Annotated in this window: 16 protein-coding genes; 4 read left to right on the top strand and 12 right to left on the bottom strand. The window is 72.0% G+C overall.

Annotated elements, in window-relative coordinates; all coding sequences use genetic code 11:
- Positions 1–43: 43 nt before the first annotated feature.
- Entirely contained in the window at positions 44–3,442 is a 3,399-nt protein-coding gene (locus IE95_RS0109260) for a pyruvate carboxylase (protein ID WP_030151343.1), read from the top strand.
- Positions 3,443–3,520: 78 nt separating this feature from the next.
- Here the strand turns inward: IE95_RS0109260 and IE95_RS0109255 are convergent, their stop codons facing one another.
- On the bottom strand, positions 3,521–4,333 hold the full coding sequence (locus tag IE95_RS0109255; RefSeq protein WP_084690040.1) for an SDR family NAD(P)-dependent oxidoreductase: 813 nt from the start codon (positions 4,331–4,333) through the stop codon (positions 3,521–3,523).
- A 52-nt stretch (positions 4,334–4,385) separates the two neighbouring features.
- Here IE95_RS0109255 and IE95_RS19590 point away from each other — a divergent pair, with 52 nt between their 5' ends.
- Both IE95_RS19590 and IE95_RS0109245 read left to right on the top strand, forming a co-directional pair.
- Positions 4,386–4,946 (top strand): TetR/AcrR family transcriptional regulator, encoded by a 561-nt coding sequence (locus tag IE95_RS19590; RefSeq protein ID WP_030151341.1) that lies wholly within the window; start codon positions 4,386–4,388, stop codon positions 4,944–4,946.
- A gap of 65 nt (positions 4,947–5,011) precedes the next feature.
- Positions 5,012–5,851, top strand: a complete 840-nt coding sequence (locus tag IE95_RS0109245; protein ID WP_051702945.1) for an MBL fold metallo-hydrolase — start codon at positions 5,012–5,014, stop codon at positions 5,849–5,851.
- Positions 5,852–5,868: 17 nt separating this feature from the next.
- Here the strand turns inward: IE95_RS0109245 and IE95_RS0109240 are convergent, their stop codons facing one another.
- The 8 genes from IE95_RS0109240 to IE95_RS0109205 all read right to left on the bottom strand — a co-directional run bounded on the left by IE95_RS0109240 (position 5,869) and on the right by IE95_RS0109205 (position 13,584).
- Complete coding sequence (locus tag IE95_RS0109240; RefSeq protein ID WP_240666265.1) at positions 5,869–7,122, bottom strand: phospholipase D-like domain-containing protein; 1,254 nt, start codon at positions 7,120–7,122, stop codon at positions 5,869–5,871.
- Positions 7,123–7,203: 81 nt separating this feature from the next.
- Positions 7,204–8,349 (bottom strand): tyrosine-type recombinase/integrase, encoded by a 1,146-nt coding sequence (locus IE95_RS0109235; protein WP_084690038.1) that lies wholly within the window; start codon positions 8,347–8,349, stop codon positions 7,204–7,206.
- Positions 8,350–8,550: 201 nt separating this feature from the next.
- The gene (locus IE95_RS0109230) at positions 8,551–8,763 is read right to left on the bottom strand and encodes a hypothetical protein (protein ID WP_030151337.1); all 213 of its coding nucleotides are present in this window, start codon (positions 8,761–8,763) and stop codon (positions 8,551–8,553) included.
- A 391-nt stretch (positions 8,764–9,154) separates the two neighbouring features.
- Positions 9,155–9,481, bottom strand: a complete 327-nt coding sequence (locus IE95_RS0109225; protein WP_030151336.1) for a hypothetical protein — start codon at positions 9,479–9,481, stop codon at positions 9,155–9,157.
- Positions 9,482–9,652: 171 nt separating this feature from the next.
- Positions 9,653–10,099: an iron chaperone gene (locus tag IE95_RS0109220; protein WP_030151335.1), complete on the bottom strand. Its 447-nt coding sequence runs from the start codon at positions 10,097–10,099 to the stop codon at positions 9,653–9,655.
- A gap of 410 nt (positions 10,100–10,509) precedes the next feature.
- The gene (locus tag IE95_RS0109215; protein ID WP_030151334.1) at positions 10,510–10,776 is read right to left on the bottom strand and encodes a DUF1905 domain-containing protein; all 267 of its coding nucleotides are present in this window, start codon (positions 10,774–10,776) and stop codon (positions 10,510–10,512) included.
- 377 nt (positions 10,777–11,153) lie between these two features.
- On the bottom strand, positions 11,154–12,239 hold the full coding sequence (locus IE95_RS0109210) for a site-specific integrase (protein ID WP_030151333.1): 1,086 nt from the start codon (positions 12,237–12,239) through the stop codon (positions 11,154–11,156).
- A gap of 103 nt (positions 12,240–12,342) precedes the next feature.
- The gene (locus IE95_RS0109205; RefSeq protein WP_030151332.1) at positions 12,343–13,584 is read right to left on the bottom strand and encodes a Fic family protein; all 1,242 of its coding nucleotides are present in this window, start codon (positions 13,582–13,584) and stop codon (positions 12,343–12,345) included.
- Positions 13,585–13,930: 346 nt separating this feature from the next.
- Here IE95_RS0109205 and IE95_RS0109200 point away from each other — a divergent pair, with 346 nt between their 5' ends.
- Positions 13,931–14,275 carry an RNA polymerase-binding protein RbpA gene (locus tag IE95_RS0109200; RefSeq protein WP_030151331.1) on the top strand — a complete coding sequence of 115 codons (345 nt, stop codon included), beginning with the start codon at positions 13,931–13,933 and terminating at the stop codon, positions 14,273–14,275.
- Positions 14,276–14,479: 204 nt separating this feature from the next.
- On the opposite strand, the gene lnt is transcribed toward IE95_RS0109200, so the two are convergent.
- The 3 genes from lnt to IE95_RS0109185 form a co-directional block, all read right to left on the bottom strand.
- Positions 14,480–16,087, bottom strand: coding sequence for an apolipoprotein N-acyltransferase (lnt, locus tag IE95_RS0109195; RefSeq protein WP_051702944.1), 1,608 nt, complete (start codon positions 16,085–16,087; stop codon positions 14,480–14,482).
- Between the two features lie 363 nt (positions 16,088–16,450).
- Positions 16,451–18,115 (bottom strand): amidohydrolase, encoded by a 1,665-nt coding sequence (locus tag IE95_RS0109190; protein WP_030151329.1) that lies wholly within the window; start codon positions 18,113–18,115, stop codon positions 16,451–16,453.
- Positions 18,116–18,190: 75 nt separating this feature from the next.
- On the bottom strand, positions 18,191–21,232 hold the full coding sequence (locus IE95_RS0109185) for a DEAD/DEAH box helicase (protein WP_030151328.1): 3,042 nt from the start codon (positions 21,230–21,232) through the stop codon (positions 18,191–18,193).
- Positions 21,233–21,261 lie beyond the last annotated feature (29 nt).

Genomic DNA, 21,261 nt, shown 5'->3' with positions numbered 1-21,261 from the left:
CGAGTGTCCCGTGCCCGGCCCACGATGACGGATGGGGTACTTGGTGTTCTCGAAAGTTCTGGTCGCCAACCGCGCGGAGATCGCGGTTCGGGCGTTCCGCGCGGCGTACGAGCTCGGCTCCCGGACGGTGGCCGTCTTCCCCTACGAGGATCGGAACTCCGAGCATCGTCTGAAGGCGGACGAGGCGTACCGGATCGGCGAGGAGGGTCACCCGGTCCGCGCCTACCTCGACATCGAGGAGATCGTGCGCGTCGCCAAGGACTCCGGTGCGGACGCGATCTACCCCGGCTACGGCTTCCTGTCGGAGAACCCCGACCTCGCCCGGGCCTGCCAGCAGGCGGGCATCGCGTTCGTCGGACCACCCCCGGAGGTGCTCGAGCTCGCGGGCAACAAGGTGCGCGCGCTCAAGGCCGCCAAGGAGGCGGGCATCCCCGTCCTGGCGTCGAGCGAGCCCTCGGCGGACATCGACGAGCTCATCGCCGCCGCGGACGAGATCGGCTTCCCCATCTTCGCCAAGGCCGTCGCAGGCGGCGGCGGGCGCGGCATGCGCCGTGTCGACCGGCGTGAGGACCTGCCCGAAGCCCTGGCCGCCGCGATGCGTGAGGCCGACGGCGCGTTCGGCGACCCGACCATGTTCCTCGAGCAGGCCGTGCTGCGCCCACGTCACATCGAGGTGCAGATCCTGGCCGACGGCCAGGGCAACGTCGTCCACCTGTACGAGCGTGACTGCTCGGTCCAGCGGCGCCACCAGAAGGTCATCGAGATCGCCCCGGCCCCGAACCTGGATCCGGCGATCCGCGATGCCCTGTGCGCCGACGCGGTGAAGTTCGCCCGGTCGATCGGCTACCAGAACGCGGGGACGGTCGAGTTCCTGCTCGACACCGTGGGGGAGCGGGCCGGCCAGCACGTCTTCATCGAGATGAACCCGCGGATCCAGGTCGAGCACACGGTGACCGAGGAGGTCACCGACATCGACCTCGTGTCGTCGCAGATGCGCATCGCGGCGGGAGAGAGCCTGGAGGACCTGGGCATCCGCCAGGAGGACGTGCACGTCAACGGCGCGGCCCTCCAGTCCCGCATCACGACCGAGGACCCGTCCAACGGCTTCCGCCCCGACACGGGCCGCATCGTGGCCTACCGCTCGCCGGGTGGTGCGGGCGTCCGCCTCGACGGTGCGACAGCGACCGCGGGGTCGGAGATCTCGGGCCACTTCGACTCGATGCTCGTCAAGCTCACGTGCCGAGGCCGGGACTACCCGACGGCCGTGCGCCGTGCCCGGCGGGCCCTGGCGGAGTTCCGCATCCGTGGCATCCGCACGAACATCCCGTTCCTGCAGGCGGTCCTCTCGGACACAGAGTTCATCGCGGGGAACCTGTCCACGTCGTTCATCGACGAACGTCCCGAGCTGCTCGCCGCACGCGAGAGCGCCGACCGCGGCACCAGGCTCCTGAGCTACCTGGGCGACGTGACCGTCAACCGGCCGCACGGGCCGGGCACGGGCGCGATCGACCCGGCCTTCAAGCTCCCCGCCCTCGACCTGTCGGTGGCGCCGGTCCCCGGCAGCCGCCAGCAGCTGCTCGAGCTCGGACCCGAGGGGTTCGCCCGCGCGCTGCGCGCGGAGACCGCGGTCAAGGTCACCGACACCACGTTCCGCGACGCCCACCAGTCCCTGCTGGCCACCCGGGTCCGTACGCACGACCTGCTCGCCGTCGCCCCGTACGTCGCGCGCCTGACGCCGCAGCTCCTGTCGGTCGAGGCGTGGGGCGGGGCGACGTACGACGTCGCGCTGCGCTTCCTCGGTGAGGACCCCTGGGCCCGGCTCGCGGCGCTGCGCGAGGCCATGCCCAACGTCGCGCTGCAGATGCTCCTGCGCGGGCGCAACACCGTGGGGTACACGCCCTACCCCACCGAGGTGACCGAGGCGTTCGTCCGTGAGGCGGCCGCCACGGGCGTCGACATCTTCCGGATCTTCGACGCGCTCAACGACGTCGAGCAGATGCGCCCGGCGATCGACGCGGTCCGTGCGACCGGCACCGCGGTCGCCGAAGTCGCCCTGTGCTACACGGGCAACCTGCTCGACCCGGCCGAGTCCCTGTACACGCTCGACTACTACCTCGAGCTCGCCGACCGCATCGTCGATGCCGGCGCGCACGTGCTGGCGATCAAGGACATGGCGGGCCTGCTGCGCCCTGCTGCCGCGGCACGCCTGGTCACGGCGCTGCGTGAGCGCTTCGAGGTGCCCGTCCACCTGCACACGCACGACACGTCGGGTGGGCAGATGGCCACGCTCATGGCCGCCGTGGCCGCCGGTGTCGACGCGGTCGACGTCGCGAGCGCCGCCATGGCGGGCACCACGAGCCAGCCGTCGATGTCCGCGCTCGTCGCGGGTCTCGAGCACACCGACCGTGACACGGGCCTGTCCCTGCGTGCGGTGTGCGACCTGGAGCCGTACTGGGAGGCCGTGCGCCGTCTCTATGCGCCGTTCGAGTCGGGGCTCTCGAGCCCGACGGGTCGCGTCTACGAGCACGAGATCCCGGGCGGCCAGCTCTCCAACCTGCGCCAGCAGGCCATCGCGCTCGGGCTGGGCGACCGGTTCGAGCAGATCGAGGCTACGTACGCCGCGGCCGACCGCATCCTCGGTCGCCTCGTGAAGGTGACGCCGTCGTCGAAGGTCGTGGGTGACCTGGCGCTGCAGCTCGTCGCCCGTGGCGCGGACCCGGCGGACTTCGCGGAGAACCCGCAGGAGTACGACATCCCCGACTCCGTCATCGCGTTCTTGGGTGGGGAGCTCGGGGACCCGCCCGGTGGGTGGCCCGAGCCCTTCCGCAGCAAGGCTCTCGCGGGGCGCGTCGTGCGCACACCCGTGACGCCGCTCAGCGAGGAGGACCAGGCGGACCTCGACGGCGACTCGGCCGCTCGCCGCAACCGCCTCAACCACCTGCTGTTCGCCGGGCCGACCAAGGACTACGAGACGACGCGCGCGGCGTTCGGCGACGTGTCCGTCCTGGGTACCCAGGCCTACCTCTACGGCCTCACGCCCGGCCAGGAGGTCGAGGTCTCGCTCGAGCGCGGCGTCAAGCTCCTCGTGGGCCTCGAAGCCGTGGGTGTCCCCGACGAGCGTGGCATGCGCACCGTCATGTTCACCCTCAACGGGCAGCTGCGTCCGCTCCAGGTGCGTGACCGGTCGATCGAGGTCGACGCGTCGCTCGCCGAGAAGGCCGACCCTGCCGCGCCGGGTCAGATCGCCGCCCCGTTCGCGGGCGCCGTGACGCCCGTCGTCCACGAGGGCGACGTCGTCGAGGCGGGGCAGACGGTCGCGACGGTCGAGGCCATGAAGATGGAGGCCGCGATCACGACCCCCGTGGGCGGGACCGTGCAGCGCGTCGCGATCGGCGCGGTCCAGCAGCTCGAGGGCGGGGACCTGGTGCTCGTCGTCGTGTGACGCACGTGCCCGGTCGGCGGGGCGGGGGGGGGGGCGAAGAGCTTCCCACCCGGCCCGCCGTCGTCCGTGGGCGAGGCGTCAGTCGGCGACGATCCGTGCCGCGAGTCGGGGCGCCACACGATGGATCGAGAGCAGGATCCTCACGGGACCCACGTGGACCCTGTCCCTGCGCCCGGTGAGGGCGGAAAGGATGGCGGAAGCGGCGGCGTCGGGCGTGATCTTGCGTGCGCCGCGGCCCGCCGTCATCGCGGTGTCGACGAGGGGGAGCGCTACCTCGATCGCGCGGACGTGCGGGGCCGCGGCACGGAGCTGGTACCTGAGCGACGTGGTGAAGGCGCTCAGCCCGGCCTTGGCCGCGCAGTAGACGGGCGCCGAGCGCTTGGGGACGGTCCCGAGCGCCGACGTGACGGAGACGACCGCCGCGTGCGGGGCCTGCGCGAGAACCGGCAGGAGGTGCGCGGTCAGGTGCAGCGGAGCGCCGAGGTCGGCGGCGAGCTCGGCCGCTGCGTCCCGCACGAGGGGGCCCGTCGCCCCGGGCCGCTGCGTGACGACCCAGTCGCGGTCGAGCTGGACGGCCGCGTTGTGCACGACGAGGTCCAGGCCTGGCAGGTCGGCTGCCGCGCGCGCGAGGCGGCCGACGTCGTCGGGGTCTGCGAGGTCGGCAACCAGGGTGCGTAGGCCAGGTATCTGGGCTGCGGCGTCTGCGAGGCGGCCGGGATCGCGCCCGCACACGAGCACGGTCGTGCCGTCCGCGACGAGGCGTCGGGCGAGCGCCAGCCCGACGCCGGAGCTTCCGCCGGTCACGAGGGCCGCGGTCCAGCGGGGGTTGGGGGAGGCGTGCCCGGACCGGGTCGGGACGTCCGCCTTATCTGTAACACGCGTTACACTCATGAGGTCAACGTAGGCTCGCACCGTCCCGCCGTCAACCCCCGCCGGAGGCCCCGTGTCACGCACCCCCGACGAAGAGCGTCGCACCCAGCTCGTCTCCGGCACGCTCGACCACCTCCAGGCCACGGGGCTCAGCGGCTTCACGCTGCGATCCCTCGCACCGTCGCTCGGCACGAGCGCCCGGATGCTCGTGCACTACTTCGGGACCCGGGACGCCCTGCTCGAGGCCGTGCTCGTCGAGCACCGTCGACGCATGATCGCGGCCCTCGACGCCGTCCAGACCACCGACCCACGCATCACCGCGCTGTCCGCGTGGGCAGGCATGACCGACCCCGCCCACACCGGACACTTCACGCTCATGCTCCAGCTGCTCACGACCTCCCTCGAGGAGGGCAGCCCGCACCGCGCGATCGCCCAGGACGCCGTGACCACGTGGGTCGAGCACGTCGAGCGCCTCCTGGTCGACATCGGTCGCTCGTCCGACACCGCGCGCGTCGACGCCACGCTCCTCACGTCCGGATTCAAGGGCCTTCTGCTCGACCGCCTCGTCACGGGCGACCTGGAGCGGACGGACGCGGCCGCCCGACGTCTGGCCGATCTCCTGCTCGCCCCCTGACCCGGCGCGACGACCCGGTGCGCGGCACACTGGAACCACCCCCCGTCACCTACCGAAGGCGAGCGATGCGCATCACGTCCCACGGCCACTCCTGCGTCACGCTCGAGCACGCGGCGACCAGACTGACCGTCGACCCAGGGAGTCTCGCGGACACCGCGGCGGCGCTCGTCGCCCCAGGAACGCTGCTCGTGACGCACGCGCACCCCGACCACCTCGACGTCGACGCCGTCCGGGCAGCACTGTCAGCCCACCCCGAGCTGCGGGTCCTCGGACCGCAGGCCGCGTTCGACCGGTTGGGCAAGTCGCCCGACGGCGAACGGTTCCAGGTCGTCGAACCCGGAGACGTCCTGACGATCGGACCGTTCTCGGTGCTCGTCGGGGGAGGGCAGCACGCACTGATCCATCCGGACGTTCCTCGGGTCACCAACGTCACCTACCTGGTGGCCGGTGACGGGGCGCGCACGTACCACCCGGGTGACTCGTTCAGCCCGCCCCTGACCGACGAGCGCCTCGACGTCCTGCTCGTGCCCGTGTCCGCGCCTTGGATGAAGGTCGCCGAGGGCATCGACTTCGTCCGTTCGCTCGACCCACGGACGATGATCCCGATCCACGATGCGATCCTGTCACCGGCGGGCCTCGCTCTGGTCCACCGGTTGTTCGGCGAGGGGCGAACCGGCGGCACCTACCACTACCGCCCGCTCGAGGTGGGCGACCACCTCGACGTCACCCCGAGAAGCGAGGAGCAGACCATGACCCACGAGCCCGTCCCGCACCGCGACCCAGAGGTGGTCGCCGACGCGATCTTGCGCGAGCACCCCGAGTTCGACGAGGTGCCCACCCTCGAGGTCGACGAGACCGTCCCCCCGCGCCCCGAGGAAGAGGTCGCGGACGCCACGCGGGACTAGGCGCCGCGGGGGTCGGCCTACAGCAGCGGCCGCAGCGGCGCGAGCGCGACCTCGCCGAGCTTCGCCGCGAGCGACCGTCCGGACCATTCCTCGAGCGTGAGCTCGCGGCAGTTGCTGAGGTCGACGTCGTAGACCTTCTCCATCTGCGCCGCGATGCCGGCGTCGACGATCTCGAGGTTGACCTCGTAGTTCCCGGTCAGGCTGAGACGGTCGATGTTGGCCGTGCCGATCGTGGTCCACCGACCGTCGATCGTCGCCGTCTTCGCGTGGACCATGGCGTCCTTGTACAGCCAGATGGTCACACCGCCACGCAGCAGGGTCGTGTACAGGCCCTTGGAGAGCCAGTCCGCCACGACGTGGTTGGAACGCTCGGGGACCAGGACCCGGACGTCAACACCGCGCTGGGCTGCCATGAGCAGCGCGTCGAGGATCTCGCGGTCGGGGATGAAGTAGGCCTGCGTGATGTAGATGTGGTCCGACGCACGGTCGATCGCGTCCAGGTAGATGCCGCGGATCGGGAAGACGAGCTGGGCGGGGGCGTTGCGGGCCGCGCGGAGCTCGGGCAGCCACAGGCGTGACCCCGGGTCCTCGAGGAGCGGCTGCCCCGGCTTGCGGTTCGAGTTCCAGAAGTCGACGAACGCGTTGCGCAGCTCCCAGGTGGACGGCCCGGAGAGACGGATGTGGGTGTCTCGCCACTGCGTCGCGTACATCGCGCCGATGTTGTACCCCCCGACGAACCCGATCTCGTCGTCGACCACGAGGATCTTGCGGTGGTCACGGCCCGACTTGCGGACGTTGAGCACCAGGACGCCTGGGCGGAAGACCGGGTAGCGGATCACGTGGATCGGTTCGGGGAACGTCAGGAACTCGCGCGGGACGACGAGGTTCGCGAAGCCGTCGTAGATCACGAAGACCTCGACACCGCGCTCGGTCGCCTCGACGAGCGCGTCCTTGAACTCCTTGCCGAGGTCGTCACCCTTCCAGATGTACGTCTCGAGCATGATGCGCCGCTCGGCTCCGCGGATCGCCGCGAGCATCTCGCGGTAGAGGTCGTCACCGTAGGTGAAGATCGTGGTCGTCGTCTCACCGATGCTCGCCTCGGCGGGGGCGGAGCGGGGGAACTTGCTGGGGTCGGTGACGCGTCGCTTGCGGAGGGCGTCGGCGATCACCAGCCCGGTCGCGACGGTGACGGGGACCGCGACCGCGAGCACTGCTGCGCGGGCCATCACCGTTCGGGCGAGCTGGACGGGGGAGGTCTTCGAGGGGCGCACCTGCTCACCGTAGCCTCAGGTCGCCGCGCGCACCCGGAGAAATGGGGTGACTTTGCCCGTTGTGGCCACCACGTCTCCGCGTCAGCCCCTGGCGGCGGCGTTTTCTTCGTCTCTGTCCGTTTCGGGGAGTCCTTCGCTGCCCATCTCCGCGGGCAGCCCGGTCGACAGGGGGTGGGAGCGGATCGCGGCCGCGAGCTCGCCCTCGATCCGGTCGAGGTAGACGCCGGTCGTGGCGATCGACGCGTGTCCCAGGAGCTCGGCGATGACCTTCACGTCCCAGCCCTGCGCGACGAGGAGCGTGGCGGTCGTGTGCCGCAGGGCGTGGGGCGTTGCCGCCCGCCGGTACTCCTCGGGCATTCGGGCGACGCACCGGTTGAGCAGCGCGCGGATCGCCTGGGCGTCGATGCGTCGGCCCCGCCAGGTGAGCAGGAGGGCCCGGGCGGCGTCGGCGTCGCCCGGCCTGCGCGCCAGGAGCGAGGGTCGGAGCGCAGCGACGTACTCGTCGAGCGCCCGTGCGAGAGGCTCGGACAGGCTGACGGTGCGCACCGTGCCGCCCTTGCCCTTGATGCGCCAGCGGGTCTGGTCGGGTTCGCGGACGAAGTCGTCGACGTCCGCGCGGGCGACCTCCGAGACCCGTGGGCCGAGGATCAGCAGGAGCGCGATGATGAGCCGATCCCGCACGGCGAGGTCGTGGTCGGGGCGAGGGCGCCCGGCGCCGCTCGTCGCGGTCGACGTCGAGGTGCCGGCCGGGCGCGGTGTGGTGCTCGCGGTCACGAGGAGCGCCTGTGCGGCTGTCGCCGACAGTGCCGTGCGGGCGACGCGCAGGCCACCGCGGAGCCGGGCTGGGGGAGCGGCCCACTGCATCGGGTCGGCCTGGACCCATCCGTCGCGGGCCGCGTGCGTGAAGAACCGGGAGATCGACTGGCGGAACCTGTTGACGGTCGCGGCCGAGCGGCCCGGGCCGTCGGGCTTGGTGCGCGGGTCGGTGTATCGCCCGTCCGGGGTGATCTGGTAGCGCAGGAGGAAGTCGTCGATGTCGGCACCGGTGATGTCGTCGAGGACGGTCTCGGGGCCCGCGAGGGAGGAGAACTCCCGCAGGTCGCGTTCGTAGTTGCGCTGGGTCGTGGGGGAGAGGACCCCACGGAGCGTCTCCGCCGAGACGGAGGCGAGGTACGTGGAGACCGCCTCGGCGACCGTGACGCGGCGTAGGCGGGGAGGGGCGACCACCGAACAGCTCCTGAGGACGGGACGAGACCGGACATCCGGAGCATAGGGGGCGCCACTGACAGGACCGCGAGAGGTCGAGGGTCGAGTTCCGACTGTCTCACCACGGTGTTGTGCTAAACACAATGGTTTGTCGTGTATGCCCCAATTGATGAAGCCTACCTCGGTGCAGTGGCATCGCGACAGAGATCGCGCCGCGTGTCTTCAGCCCGACGGCGCCGCGACGGCTCGCTGCTCGGCTCGCCCTGTCATGGCGGACAGCGGGGCGCGGGCCTTGGAGGGGGACCGGTCGCGAAGCGGCGCCAACCACAAGCGGTACGCCCACCACGGTGCCGTGACGACAGCGACGACCGCCGTGAGGACGACCGTCAGTGCTGCGACGGAGAGCACGGCCGCCAGGAACGTCACCACGAGCATGCCACGTGCCGCACGGCCGACGGCCGATTCGCCAGAGCGGCGCACAGGGCGTCTGGGCGAACGGAAGGTTCCTGCGGGTTGTGCGGGATGCGTGCCCATGAACGGTCCTGAGCTCATTCTCGCCTCCAGGTCTCGGCGGGCGCTCCAGGTTGACGCCCCTGTGATGCAGGGAGTCTGCGACCAGCCTGGGTGATGCAGCGCCGGCGAGGCCAGGGCGGCCCCGGGGTGCTGTGACGGCTGCGAACCTGCGCGAGATCAGCCACTTCCGACGGGCCGTCCGCGGTCGAGAGGAGCGGGCTCCGAACGTCGTAATGACATAATGTACATTATCGGCGTCGCTCGGAACGGTGCGAGAGGGGCCAGGGACGGCCACCGCCCGAGCGGCTGCGCGCTAGTCACCCACGAAGTGCACCTCCGTCGCCGGATCCACCGCACAGCGCGACGCGAGCTCGAGGGTCTCGTCGATGATGCGACGTGCGGCCCCGTGCGGTCCCGCGTCCAACGAACCTAGCTCGTCGATCAGCCGCTTCATCTCCGACGACGTCAGCACGAGATCTCCGTACGGGTCGATCTTCGCCAGCATCGACCGCCCGCTCGAGGCGCACCGCCGGACGAGTTCGCCGTCGCCGTCGCAGGCAGCGGCCAGGGTCGTCCGTGTTCGGCGGCGCGGGCTCGTGCCGTGCTGGGAGACGATGACCAGGACGATGCCCAGAGGCATGGAGGCCATCCTGCCAGGGGTGCGGCGTGCGCGGGACGCCCGGGCTGCCCCCGTCGCCACTCCCCCGGGCTTGCGACCTGTCGACAGCATCGTTGCAGGTCAGAGGGTGTTTCTGATCGCTCCGACCGGCAACGACGCTGTCGATGTGGTGCTCGTTCCTGCCCGTGCGGGTCAGCCTGCCGCCCTCGTGACGAGGTCCACGATCGTCGCCTCGTTCGCCGGCGTGAGCTCCGTGAGCGCGAACGCGACGGGCCACAGGGTGCCGTCGTCGAGCTGCGCCACGTCGTTGAAACCGAACGTCGGGTAGCGCGCTCCGAACTTCTCCGCAGGCTGGAAGAAGCAGAGGATCTTGCCGTCCTTGGCCCAGCCGGGCATCCCGTACCAGGTCTTCGGCGCGAGCGAGGGTGCGTGCTCGGCGACGAGCTCGTTGATCCGCGAGGCCATGGAGCGGTCCGGTTCCGAGAGCTCCGCGATCTTCTCGAGCTGGGCCTTCTCCGCCTCGGCCCGGTTCGCGGACGCCTTGAGCTCCTTGGCGCGCTCCTTCATCGCGGCGCGCTCCTCGGCGGAGAAGCCCTCGTAGGCTGTGCTGGTCTTGGTGGACTTTGTGGCGCCGGTCATCGTGACTCCTCGTCTGGATGTGCCTGTCGATGGGATCGACGCTACTGAGGGGCGCTCGGTGCCGCTTCTCCAGATCTGCTCGATCGTGACGCGGTAGCGCTCGGCCGAAGGTGCTCGTGGGCGATGCGGGCGCAGCACATGCGGGCAGGGGCGCCTCGGCGGGCTCGAAACAATGGCCAGGGAAGGAACTCGCCGTGATTCGCCGCGACGTTCCCCCTTGCGGCTTGTCCTGAACGCTCCATGCAGTCACGTCCCGTGCGGGGCGCACGGGCATCATCAACCTTCCGCACCGTCTGCTGCTGCTCGCGCCTGGCATGAGCAGGACACGGGGCCGGTCGGCGCTCCTTCTCCTCGGTTGCGCGGCACGTGGTGTCACGCAACCGAGAATGCGAAGAATGTCGGTCGCGGCCTCAGGTCAGGCGTTCTCTCAGGTGAACGGTGACGGTGTCTCCGATGCCTTTTCCGAGGCTCTTTCGCAATTTCGCGCTGAGGGAGAGCATGTGTCCCCCGGTGCCCGTCGGCATCAGTCCGGCGGTCAGGTCGTGGCCGTCGACCGTGGCGACGACACGTACGGCCTTCCCGGTGCCGAGCAGCGCGACCGAGTCGGGGATCTCGACGCAGGACCACACGTCACCCTTCACCGTGACGCCGATCGGACCGGAGAAGGTGACATCCATCGGACCTGGACCTGTGCTCACGGCGGGACTCCCTCGTCGTCGGCGGTGCCGTCTGCGTCCGCCCTGTGCAGTGGACTCTACCGAGCGCCACCGACGGCGGTCAGGCGCGCCCCGAGGGCAAAGTCTCTCGATATCGACAGACTTCTCCAGAAAGCCCTGAGAGCGTTGGCGGGCGACTTGCGCCCGGCGCGTCTCGGGCATGTGGCCGCACGAGCGGGGCCGGTCGCTGATGTCCGTTTCGTGCGGACCAAGACCGTGCCCCGTGAGTTCTAGACCCACGGGGCACGAGGCGCCTCTCCCCCGCGAACCGTTGCTAGATCAACGATTCTCCATGCATCACCAGGTTGCGATGAGGCCACGTGGGCACACCATGGGCACTAGCCGGGTGAGACCGCACGCAGTCGCGCCGTCTCCAGGGCGACCGCGACGCCGTCGAGATCCTTCTCGAAGAGGTCCGCGTAGACGTCGAGGGTCATGCTCGCGGAGGCATGTCCCAGCATGCGCTGGACGGCCTTGACGTTCGCCCCGGCAGACACTGCGAGGCTCGCGGCGCTGTGGCGGAGGTCGTGCGGTGTGAGGTGGTCGTCGATGCCCGCGGCGCGGGCCGCACGCGAGAACCAGCCGGTGCCCGACTTGGAGCGCTTGAGGTATGTGCCGCGGTCGCCGTGGAAGACGACGTCGTCGCGCGCCTTGCCCTCGCACGCTGCAGCCAGGGGCATCGAGAGGAATGCGGGGAACGGGACGGAGCGCCGCTCGTGGGTCTTGGGTGTCCCGACGACGATCTTCGAGCCGACCTCGACCGCGTTCTGGTTGATGCGCAGGCGCTGCCGGAGCATGTCGAGGTCTCGGACGCGCAGGCCCGCGGCCTCGCCCCAGCGCAGCCCGCAGTAGGCGAGGACCAGGACGAGGGTCTCGTGCCGGCCGGCGGCGGCGGCGAGCGCGGCGACCTGCCGGTGGTCGAGGTAGGTGTGCTCGCGCCGGACCTTGCGGGGCAGGTTGACCCCGCGGGCCGGGTTGGTGAGGATGCGTCGGTCGTCGACCGCGTCGTCGAGCAGCGACGCGAGGGCACCGTGCGCGCGGGCGACGGTCGTGGCGCTGTAGGTGGTGCTCAGGTCGGAGACCCAGGCCTGCACCGCGGTGCGTCGGATCTCCGCGACGGGCACGCTCCCCCACCGGGGCGTGACGTGCAGCCGCCACGAGCTCTCGAGCGCGCGGGCCGTCGAGGGCTTGAGGTGGGTCTGGCGTCCGAGCCACGCTCCCCCGAGCTCGTGCACGGTCGATCGGGCTGCTGTCGGGTCGATGAACTCGCCGCGCAGGATGGACACCTCGAGCGAGGACGCGAAGGCCTCGGCGCTGCGCTTGGTCTTGAAGCCCCGCTTCTTGGTCTGCTTGCGCTCGGGGGTGCGGTAGCGAACCATGTACCGTCGCCCGGCGGTCGTCTCGTACGCCTCAACGGTCGCCATGACGATCCGTCCACTGTGCGCGGTCTGCGTGGTTCCTCACAGCACGAACGCTACCGCGATCCGTCGCATCGGCGACCATTCGGACACCTCGCCCCCTCGGGGCTCAGGATCCCGCGATGCGCCGCCGACCTGCGCGAGCTGCGAACGTGTCGAGGGCGGCCAGCACCTCGGCCGCCTGCCAGGTCCGGCCGCGGCGGCGGCTCGGGTCGGTCGCGGTCAGGGCGCCCGCGTCGACGAGCCGGTCGATCGCCCCTTGCGCTGCGGGCAGGCTCACGCCGAGCGTGTCGGCAAGGAAGGAGACCGTGACGACAGGCTGCCCGAGGACGACGTCGATCGCCCGCCAGGCGGCCGCGCCCCGACGGGCGTCGAGCCGCGCGGTCCATTCCTGGCGAACGCGCGACAGGTCGGCGGCCAGGGCTCTGCCGTTCCCGACGGCGACGAGCGCTGCCTCGTTGACCTGGTGGACGATGGGGGCGACGTCCCCGCGACGGAAAGCAGTCAGGGCGTCGACGTAGGCGTCGGCGTCGACGAGGAGCCCGGCGGAGACCGGCACGGTGACCCGGCGCGTGAGCCCGGCATGACGGAGCATCGCATGGATGAGCGCTCGGCCGGACCTTCCGTTGCCGTCCGTGAACGGGTGGATGGTCTCGAACTGGGCGTGGGTGATCGCCGCGTGCGCGAGGACCGGGAGGTCGGTGCGGCGCGCGAAGGCGACCAGGTCGTCGATCGCGGCAGGGATCCGTTCGTGGTGGATCGCGACGTACTCGGCGAGGTGAGGACCGGCGGACGTCCCGCCGACCCAGACCTGCTCCCGTCTCCATCGACCGGCCGTGGGATCGCGCTCGCCCATGAGCGCACGGTGGACGGCCAGTATCGCGTCGCCGTCCAGGTGGTCCGCCAGGTCGATCGCCGCTTGCATGGCGTGGACGTTGCCCGCGACGGTCGTCGCGTTGCGGGAGGCGTCCTCACCGATCTCCGCCAGTGCGAGCTGCCGCGCCCCGACCGTCAGGTTCTCGATCTGGGAGGAGGCGGCCGACTCGCTTCGGAGCAGGACGCTGCGCAGCGGCGCGAGCTCGCCGGCGCCGAGGACCGTGTCCATCTCGACGTCGAAGCGGGCGACCTCGGTGGCGGCGTCCTCGCATTCTGCGACGAGGGACGCAGGCAGCGGAACGTCGCGGCCCGCGATCTCCGGGGTGAGCGCCGACCGGTACGGCCCGGCGTGCAGCTCTCGTTGGCGTCGGGAGACGGGAGAGTCGGCGTACAGTCGCCACGGGTGTTCCTCGAACGTGATCGACGGCCAGGTGCTGCCCGCCGGGGGACGCTGCGACTCGTGGGTTCCTTGCATGCGCAACCTCCTTGTCCAAGGATCATGCCATAACCTTGGACAAGCGCGCGGGAAATGCACGGTTCCGCTCCGGGGTCAGGGACTTCGCAGGCCTTGCCCCGGGCAACATCACACCCTCGATCGTGCGTGTGGAGTTGCGCGACCCTGCGAAAACCGGAAACCTGGTCGGTGGTCTCGCGGGTGTGCGCGTCCTCCCTGATGCGCGTGGTCTGCTGGGCAGCCTCGACGGGTGGGTTGGGCGCGCCGCGTGCGTTCACCGGACCTTCACGCCCCTTCGGAACAATGCGTGTCCGCTGGGACGTTGACCCCCATAGACAACCCCTGCCGCTACCCCTTGGAGGACACCATGGCCGACCGGTCCCTACGTGGAATGAGCATCGGCGCGAAGAGCATGGAGTCCGACGCGGGCGTCGACTTCGCCCCTCGTTTCCAGGCGCACTACGACTGCCCCAACGGGCACACCATCATCCTGCCGTTCTCGACCGAGGCCGAGGTCCCCGCAGTGTGGGAGTGCCGCTGCGGCGAGGAGGCCCTCCTGCGTGACGCGGAGCGCCCCGAGCCCAAGGCCGGCAAGCCCGCCCGCACGCACTGGGACATGCTCCTGGAGCGCCGCACCATCAAGGAGCTCGAGGAGCTGCTCGACGAGCGACTCGGCCTCCTGCGCGCCGGCAAGCTGCGTCGCAGCGCCTGATCTTCTGACGCGAAGGGCCCGGAACTCCTCGGAGCTCCGGGCCCTTCGTCGTCCCTCGGGCCTCGGCCGGGCTCTCCCCCGCTCACCGACAGGTGTCCGTCCCGCCCGACGGCGCCGCGCACCCACCGGCGCCGTCGCACCCGGGCGAGCCTCGCCGTCGGGCAGGACGGGCCTTCCCGGGGTGTGCACCGTGCGGTCGGACGACTAGCGGCGTGCAGGCTTGGACGCCGGGCGCTTGGCGATGGGCTTGCGCGCAGGGGCCGTGGCGCTCGCGGCCGGGCGGGCGACGCGCGAGACGATACCGGCGACGACGAGCAGGATCGTGAGCCCGCCCGCGATCCACCCGGGCCAGTACCCGAGCCGAACGGCTGGGGTCAGGGAGTCGCGCAGGGGCAGCGTCGCGACCATCTGGTCGGCCGTGAAGAGGTCGGTGCTCTGCAGGAGCGCACCGTTGGGGGCGATGACGCCGCTGACGCCGACTGTCGAGATCTGCACGGTCGCGCGCCCGGTCTCGATGGCCCGCAGGCGGGACATGGCGAGCTGCTGCGTGGACTCGGCGCTGTACCCGAAGGACGCGTTGTTGGTGGGGACGACGAGAAGCTCGGCGCCCGCGTTCACGGCGTCGCGGATGAGCTCTTCGTACGCGACCTCGAAGCAGATGACGGTGCCGAGCGGGACGGTGCGTCCGAGGCGTTCGGAGGGCAGGTCCACGACCGCGACCTCGTCGCCCGCGATCATGTCGGTGGTCACGCGGTCGACCTGGTCGGAGAAGATGCGCACGAAGCTGCGCATCGGGATGTACTCGCCGAACGGTGCCGGGTGCTGCTTGGCGTACCGGTCGATGACGCCCTGCCCGGGGGCCCACAGCAGCGACACGTTGTACCGCCCACCGGTGTCGGGGAACTCCTGCGCCCCGACCAGGATCGGCGCGCCGACGGCGGACGCGGCCGCGTCGATGTCGGCGGCGACGTCGGGTGTGGTCTGCGGGTCGAGGTCGGAGCCGTTCTCGGGCCACAGCACGACATCGAGCTCACCGGGGTCGACCTCGTCGAGCAGGGCGAGCGTGCCGTCGACGTGGTTCTGCAGGACCTCTCCCCGGTTGGCGAACGACCCGAGGCCCGGCTCGCCGACGTTCCCCTGGACCGCACCGATCTTCAGGGTCCCGGTCTCGGCGCGGGTGTCGAGCGGGACGACGAGGCCCGTACCGAGGAGCACGGCTGCCGTACCCAGCGCGCACAGGGCAGGCAGGGTGCGCACCCGCCGGGCTTCGAGCACGAACACGGCGAGCAGGACGCCGATCGCGGCGGTCAGCAGGGAGACGAGCAGTCCCCCGCCCAACCAGGCGGTGCGCCCCAGCAGGGAGTCGACCTGGGAGAACGCGAGCCGACCCCAGGGGAACCCGCCGAAGGGGACCTCGGAGCGCCACTGCTCGACCGCGACCCACAGCACGGAGAACGTCACGGTCTGCCACGCGAGGTTCCGGGCGACGGCCCCGATCCGCCGCACCCAGGTCCACATCGCGCCGAACAGCGCGAGGAAGACCGCTTCGAGGGTGCTCAGGGCGAGCCAGGGCACGGTGTCCGTCGCGATCTGGGCCCACTGGATGTGCGGGAGGAAGAACGCGAGACCCCACACGAATCCGACGAGGGCGTTCCACCCGGCGCGGTCGCGGCGCAGGGCCAGGAAGAGGGCCGCGACCCCGACGAACGCCATGGGCCACCACCCGCGATCGGGGAAGGCGGTGTTCGTCAGGAAGCCACCACCGGCGGCGAGAAGGATCAGCAGCCAGCGGCTCGGCTCACGGGTCGACACCAGTGCAGGGTACGCCACGTACCTGCAGGTCGGCCGGGAGATGTGGGCCGACCCGCGCGTCCTTCGGACCACGTCGCACCGCCACCGGTGAGACCGTGTTGTCTACTGAACGCGCGGGTCGAGCCGGTGCACGCCAGAGCACGCAGGACGGACGGTGAGATGGTGGCTCGAACCCCTGCGGCGCTGACGGCCGGAACACGTCATCGAACTTACCGCCCCTCACGGTGGTGTCAATCCGAACGCGCGCCCTGGCAGGCGGTGCCGCCGGTCGCGCCCCGGTGACCTGCGGCGGCGCGACCGGCCTCACCCGCGCGAGGGCGCGGCGGACGACCCGCCGGTGGCCCGGCCGGGTCGAACCGGGGCTCAGTCGAACGTGTCGTACAGCACGACGCCGTCGCGCACCGTCTGCAGGCACGTCGGGTCGGGTGCGTCGTCGGTGAGGTCGGGCAGCAGCGGCGTGCCGGAGCGGGCGTCGGTGCTCCAGGAGGACACCGAGGTCCCCGTGCCCTGCACGGCGAGGTGCTCGGCACGCCAGACAGCGAGGTGTGCGGGCGCACCGACGCGCAGCTGGCCCGCGCCCGTGTGGTCGAGCCCGGCGATGCGCCAGCCCCCGCGTGTGTGCGCCCGGAACGCGGCCCGCGCGGAGATGCGCTGGTCGGGGTCGGCGTGCGACATCGCGGCCCGGACCGCGGACCAGGGGTCCATCGCGGTCACGGGCGAGTCGGAGCCGAACGCGAGCGGCACCCCGGCCCCGGCAAGGTCCGCGAACGGTGAGAGCCCGGCCACGCGCGCAGGGCCCAGGCGTGAGGCGTACATGCCGTCGGGGCCACCCCAGGCGGCGTCGAACACCGGCTGGATGGACAGCGACACACCGAACAGCAGGAGCGTCGAGAGCGCGTTGGTGTCGACGAACAGGGCGTGCTCGACACGGTGCGCGGCACGACGGTGCGCCGCCGCCCCGTCCGCCTCGGCGGCGGCACGCAGACCCACGAGGAACTCGTCCATGGCCCGGTCCCCGATGACGTGGAACCCGCCCTGGGTGCCCGCCGCGGCGACGGCGGACAGGTGGGCCGCGATCTGCTCGGCGGTCAGGTACTGGTTGCCGCGCCCGTCGGGCCCGGCCTCCCCAGGGTTCCCGGACCAGTCGGAGTACGGGTGCCGCAGCGCCGCGGTGCGCGAGCCGAGCGACCCGTCGACGTTCAGGTCCCCCGCGATGCCGGCCAGGCCGGGCAGGTCGGCCAGGAGGGCGCGCGCGTCGTCGGGGGTGGCGCACAGCTCGCCCCGGTACGCGACCAGGTGCGGCAGCGCGCCCTGCGGGTCCCCCGTGAGGGCCATGAGCTCGCGCAGCCCGTCCCGGGTGTCGATCGAGGGGGCGCTGTTCTCGTGCACCGACACGATGCCGCGCCGCGCGGCCGCGTCCAACGCCGCACGGTAGACCGCGGTGCGACGCTCGGGGCTCATGGCACGGGCCGCGTCCCGGGCCGCGTGGTGCGCGTCCAACGTGACCCAGCCGCTCTCCGTCCAGCCCTCGCGCCCCGCCAGGCCTGCCCGCTGCGCGAGCGACGTCGAGACCACGGCGGAGTGCACGTCGACGCGCGCCGCGTACACGAGCGCCCCCCCGCACGCCGCGTCGAGCTCGTGCCGCGTCGGGGCGCGGTGCTCGGGCCACTCCTGCTCGTCCCACCCGAACGCGAGGACCACGTCGTCCGCCTCGGCGGCCGGGCGGGCCTCGACCGCGGCGTGCAGCGCGTCGAGCGCGTCGGCCAGGGACGTGATGCCGGCGCTCGCGGACAGGTCGACGCCTGCGAGGGCGAGCCCGGTCTCGAGGACGTGGACGTGGGAGTCGACGAACCCGGGGGCGACGAGGGCCCCGTCGAGGTCGATGACGCGGTCGGCGCGGGCGGCGAGACCGGCGGCGGTGTCGTTCGCGCCGATCCAGGTGATCACCTCGCCGTCGACGAGCATCGCCTCGGCGAAGGGGTCGGTCGAGGAGTGAATGACACCGTTGCGGTACAGGGTGGAGGCCACGAAACCACACGATATGCCACGCCGTGCCCGGCGCGCCCCTTTCGCGGGGTGCGCCGGGCACGGGTGACGCGAAGGTCACACGCTGGAGTAGGCCACGACCCCGCGGCGGACGGCCTCGATGGCCCGGACCGCGGTCTTGCGCATCGCCGGGGTGGGGGCGGCGGTCGCGAGCTGGTCGAGGACGTCGATGATCTGCTTGCACCAGCGTACGAAGTCCCCGGCGGCGAGCTCGGAGCCGCGCAGGACGGCGTCGAGGCTGCGGCCGCTGGCCCACCGGTGCACGGCGGCGACGATGCCGAGGTCGAGGGTGCCGGTCGCGTCGATGTGGTGGGTCTCCTCGAGGTCGTCGACCTCGGACCACACGACGACGGTCGCGTCGAGGGCGCGCGCGAGCCTGCCCTGGGGGCCGCCGGGCACGTAGGGCTCGCCCGCCTCGTCGCGCCGGGCCGAGAAGACGAGCGTCGAGACGACCGCGGCGAGCCCGGCGGGGTCGAGGTCGTCCCACACGCCGCGGCGCAGGCACTCGGCGAGCAGCAGGTCGTTCTCGGCGTACAGCCTGCGCAGCCACTGCCCGGCGTCGGTGGCCCTGACGTCGGGTGCCGGGGTGCGCCCTGGCCGGGGGCGCGCGGTGGCGGCCGGAGTGCCGTTCGTCGGTGCGTCCACGAGCTCGCCTCCACCGGCCGGGTGGGGGTCGACCTCCAGGTACCCGAGGCCGGTGAGGATGTCGCAGATGCGGTCGAAGACGCGCGCGATCGAGCCGGTGCGTCCTTCGACGCGCCGCACGAGGGCGTCGTGCTCCTTCTTGAGCTTGGCCCACCGCTCGGACCAGCGGGCGTGGTCCTCCCGTTCGGGGCAGTCGTGGCAGGGGTGGGCGCGCAGGGCCGCTCGCAGGCGGCTGAGCTCCTTGTCGTCGGCCGCGGCGGACCGCACGGTGGGCGCCTTGCCCCGCGACGGGGCGCCGGGGGTGTCGACGAACGCGCCGAGCGCGTTGCGCAGCGAGGAGGCCAGGTCGCGGCGGGCGGCCGGCACGCGCGGGTTGAACGTCCTGGGGATGCGGACCGTGCCGACCGTGCGGATCCCGGAGGGGGCGTCGGCGACCGTGAGCTTCTTGACGTGCTTGTCCTCGGTGAGGACGGTGGGGCGGGGGCCGTCGAAGCCGCCGTCCTTGCCGGGGTCGAGCACCACGACGTACCCGGCGCGCCGGCCCGTGGGCAGCTCGACGACGTCCCCGACGCGCAGGTTCTCGAAGTCCGCGACGATCTGGGCGCGGCGGGCCCGCTGCGCCGACTTCGACAGGTCGGCCTCGCGGGTCGCGATCGCGCGCCGGAGCCGGGCGTACTCGCCGAAGTCGCCGCGGTCGCACGTCATGGCCTGGGCGTAGCCCTCGAGGGCTTCGGCGTGCGCCTGTGCCTGCTTGGCGAGGCCCACGACGCCGCGGTCGGCCTGGAACTGCGCGAACGACGTCTCCAGGACGTCGCGGGCGCGCTCGCGCCCGACCTGCGCGACGAGGTTGACGGCCATGTTGTAGGTGGGGCGGAACGAGGACCTGAGCGGGTACAGGCGCTTGGACGCGAGGCCTGCGAGGGCGACGGGGTCGAGCCCGGGGTGGTCGACGACGACGGCGTGCCCCTCGACGTCGATGCCGCGGCGCCCGGCGCGGCCCGTGAGCTGGGTGTACTCCCCCGGGGTCATGTCGACGTGCGAGGTCCCGTCCCACTTGACGAGCTTCTCCAGGACGACGGAGCGGGCGGGCATGTTGATGCCGAGGGCGAGGGTCTCGGTCGCGAACACGACCTTGACCAGGCCCCGGCTGAACAGGTCCTCGACGATCTCCTTGAAGAGGGGCAGCATGCCCGCGTGGTGCGCGGCGACACCGCGCGCGAGGGACTCGCTCCACGTCCAGTACCCGAGGACGTCGAGGTCCTCGGCGGGCAGGGTCGCGCTGCGCGCCTCGACGGTCGCGCGGATCTCGGACTCCTGCGCGGGCGTGGTCAGGCGCAGCCCCGCGGCCAGGCACTGGGTCACGGCGGCCTCGCACCCGGCGCGGGAGAAGATGAAGAAGATCGCGGGCAGCAGCCCGTCGGCGTCCAGGGCGTCGACCACGGCGAAGCGGGGCGGGGTGCGGCGTCCGCCCCCGTCCCCCGACCCTCCCCGGAACCCGCCCGAGGGCTGGCGTCCGCCGCGCCCTCGGTAGCCGCGGTCCCCACCACGCCCCCGGCCGGGGTGCCCGCCGTCGCGGGCGGCGCTGCGGAACGCCGCGAGCAGGTCCGGGTTGATGGGCGGGTTGACGCCCGGGTCGGTCGGGTCGACGTGCCCCGCGTACAGGTCGATGAGGTCCGCCCCGGTGCCGGGGCGCACGACCTCCCCGGGGGTGCGGGGGCCGCGGTGGCGTGAACCGACGAGGACGTGCTGCCACAGCGGGACGGGTCGGCGCTCGGAGACGATGACGGCGGTGTCGCCGCGCACCATCTCGAGCCAGTCGCCGAACTCCTCGGCGTTGGAGACCGTCGCGGACAGGGACACGAGCTGGACGTCGTCGTCGAGGTGGATGATGACCTCTTCCCAGACGGGTCCGCGGAAGCGGTCGGCGAGGTAGTGGACCTCGTCCATGACGACGAACGCGAGGCCGTCGAGGGCGCGCGAGCCTGCGTAGAGCATGTTGCGCAGGACCTCGGTGGTCATGACGACGATCGGGGCGTCACCGTTGATGGACGTGTCGCCCGTGAGCAGGCCCACCTGGTCGGGTCCGTGGCGGCGCGCGAGGTCGGCGTACTTCTGGTTCGACAGGGCCTTGATGGGCGTCGTGTAGAACGCCTTGCGGCCACCGGCGAGCGCGAGGTGGACGGCGAACTCCCCCACGACGGTCTTGCCTGCCCCGGTGGGCGCGGCCACGAGGACGCCGCGCCCTTCTTCGAGGGCCTGGCAGGCGTGGACCTGGAAGTCGTCGAACGGGAAGCCGACGACCTCGCGGAACGCGGCGAGCTGGGTGCGGGAGGCGGCCTGGAGGGCGCGCGAGGTCGCGTACCGCTCCGCGGGGCTCGCCTGGCCGGCTGTGCCGTCGGCACCGGCTGTGCCGTCGTGTCCTGCGTTGCCGGCGGTGCGGGGTGCTGCGGTCATGCCACCACCCTACGGTCCGGGGGCCTCGG

Source organism: Oerskovia turbata (assembly GCF_000718325.1).
In the GTDB taxonomy this organism is placed as follows: Bacteria; Actinomycetota; Actinomycetes; order Actinomycetales; family Cellulomonadaceae; genus Oerskovia; species Oerskovia turbata.
This window is presented reverse-complemented; position numbering and strand designations above follow the sequence as displayed.

Coding starts and splice junctions, on each gene's coding strand:
- IE95_RS0109255 (WP_084690040.1), bottom strand. CDS start 4,333: ATGAGTGTAACGCGTGTTACAGATAAGGCGGACGTCCCGACCCGGTCC.
- IE95_RS0109245 (WP_051702945.1), top strand. CDS start 5,012: ATGCGCATCACGTCCCACGGCCACTCCTGCGTCACGCTCGAGCACGCG.
- IE95_RS0109230 (WP_030151337.1), bottom strand. CDS start 8,763: ATGCTCGTGGTGACGTTCCTGGCGGCCGTGCTCTCCGTCGCAGCACTG.
- IE95_RS0109225 (WP_030151336.1), bottom strand. CDS start 9,481: ATGCCTCTGGGCATCGTCCTGGTCATCGTCTCCCAGCACGGCACGAGC.
- IE95_RS0109220 (WP_030151335.1), bottom strand. CDS start 10,099: ATGACCGGCGCCACAAAGTCCACCAAGACCAGCACAGCCTACGAGGGC.
- IE95_RS0109215 (WP_030151334.1), bottom strand. CDS start 10,776: ATGGATGTCACCTTCTCCGGTCCGATCGGCGTCACGGTGAAGGGTGAC.
- IE95_RS0109210 (WP_030151333.1), bottom strand. CDS start 12,239: ATGGCGACCGTTGAGGCGTACGAGACGACCGCCGGGCGACGGTACATG.
- IE95_RS0109205 (WP_030151332.1), bottom strand. CDS start 13,584: ATGCAAGGAACCCACGAGTCGCAGCGTCCCCCGGCGGGCAGCACCTGG.
- IE95_RS0109200 (WP_030151331.1), top strand. CDS start 13,931: ATGGCCGACCGGTCCCTACGTGGAATGAGCATCGGCGCGAAGAGCATG.
- IE95_RS0109185 (WP_030151328.1), bottom strand. CDS start 21,232: ATGACCGCAGCACCCCGCACCGCCGGCAACGCAGGACACGACGGCACA.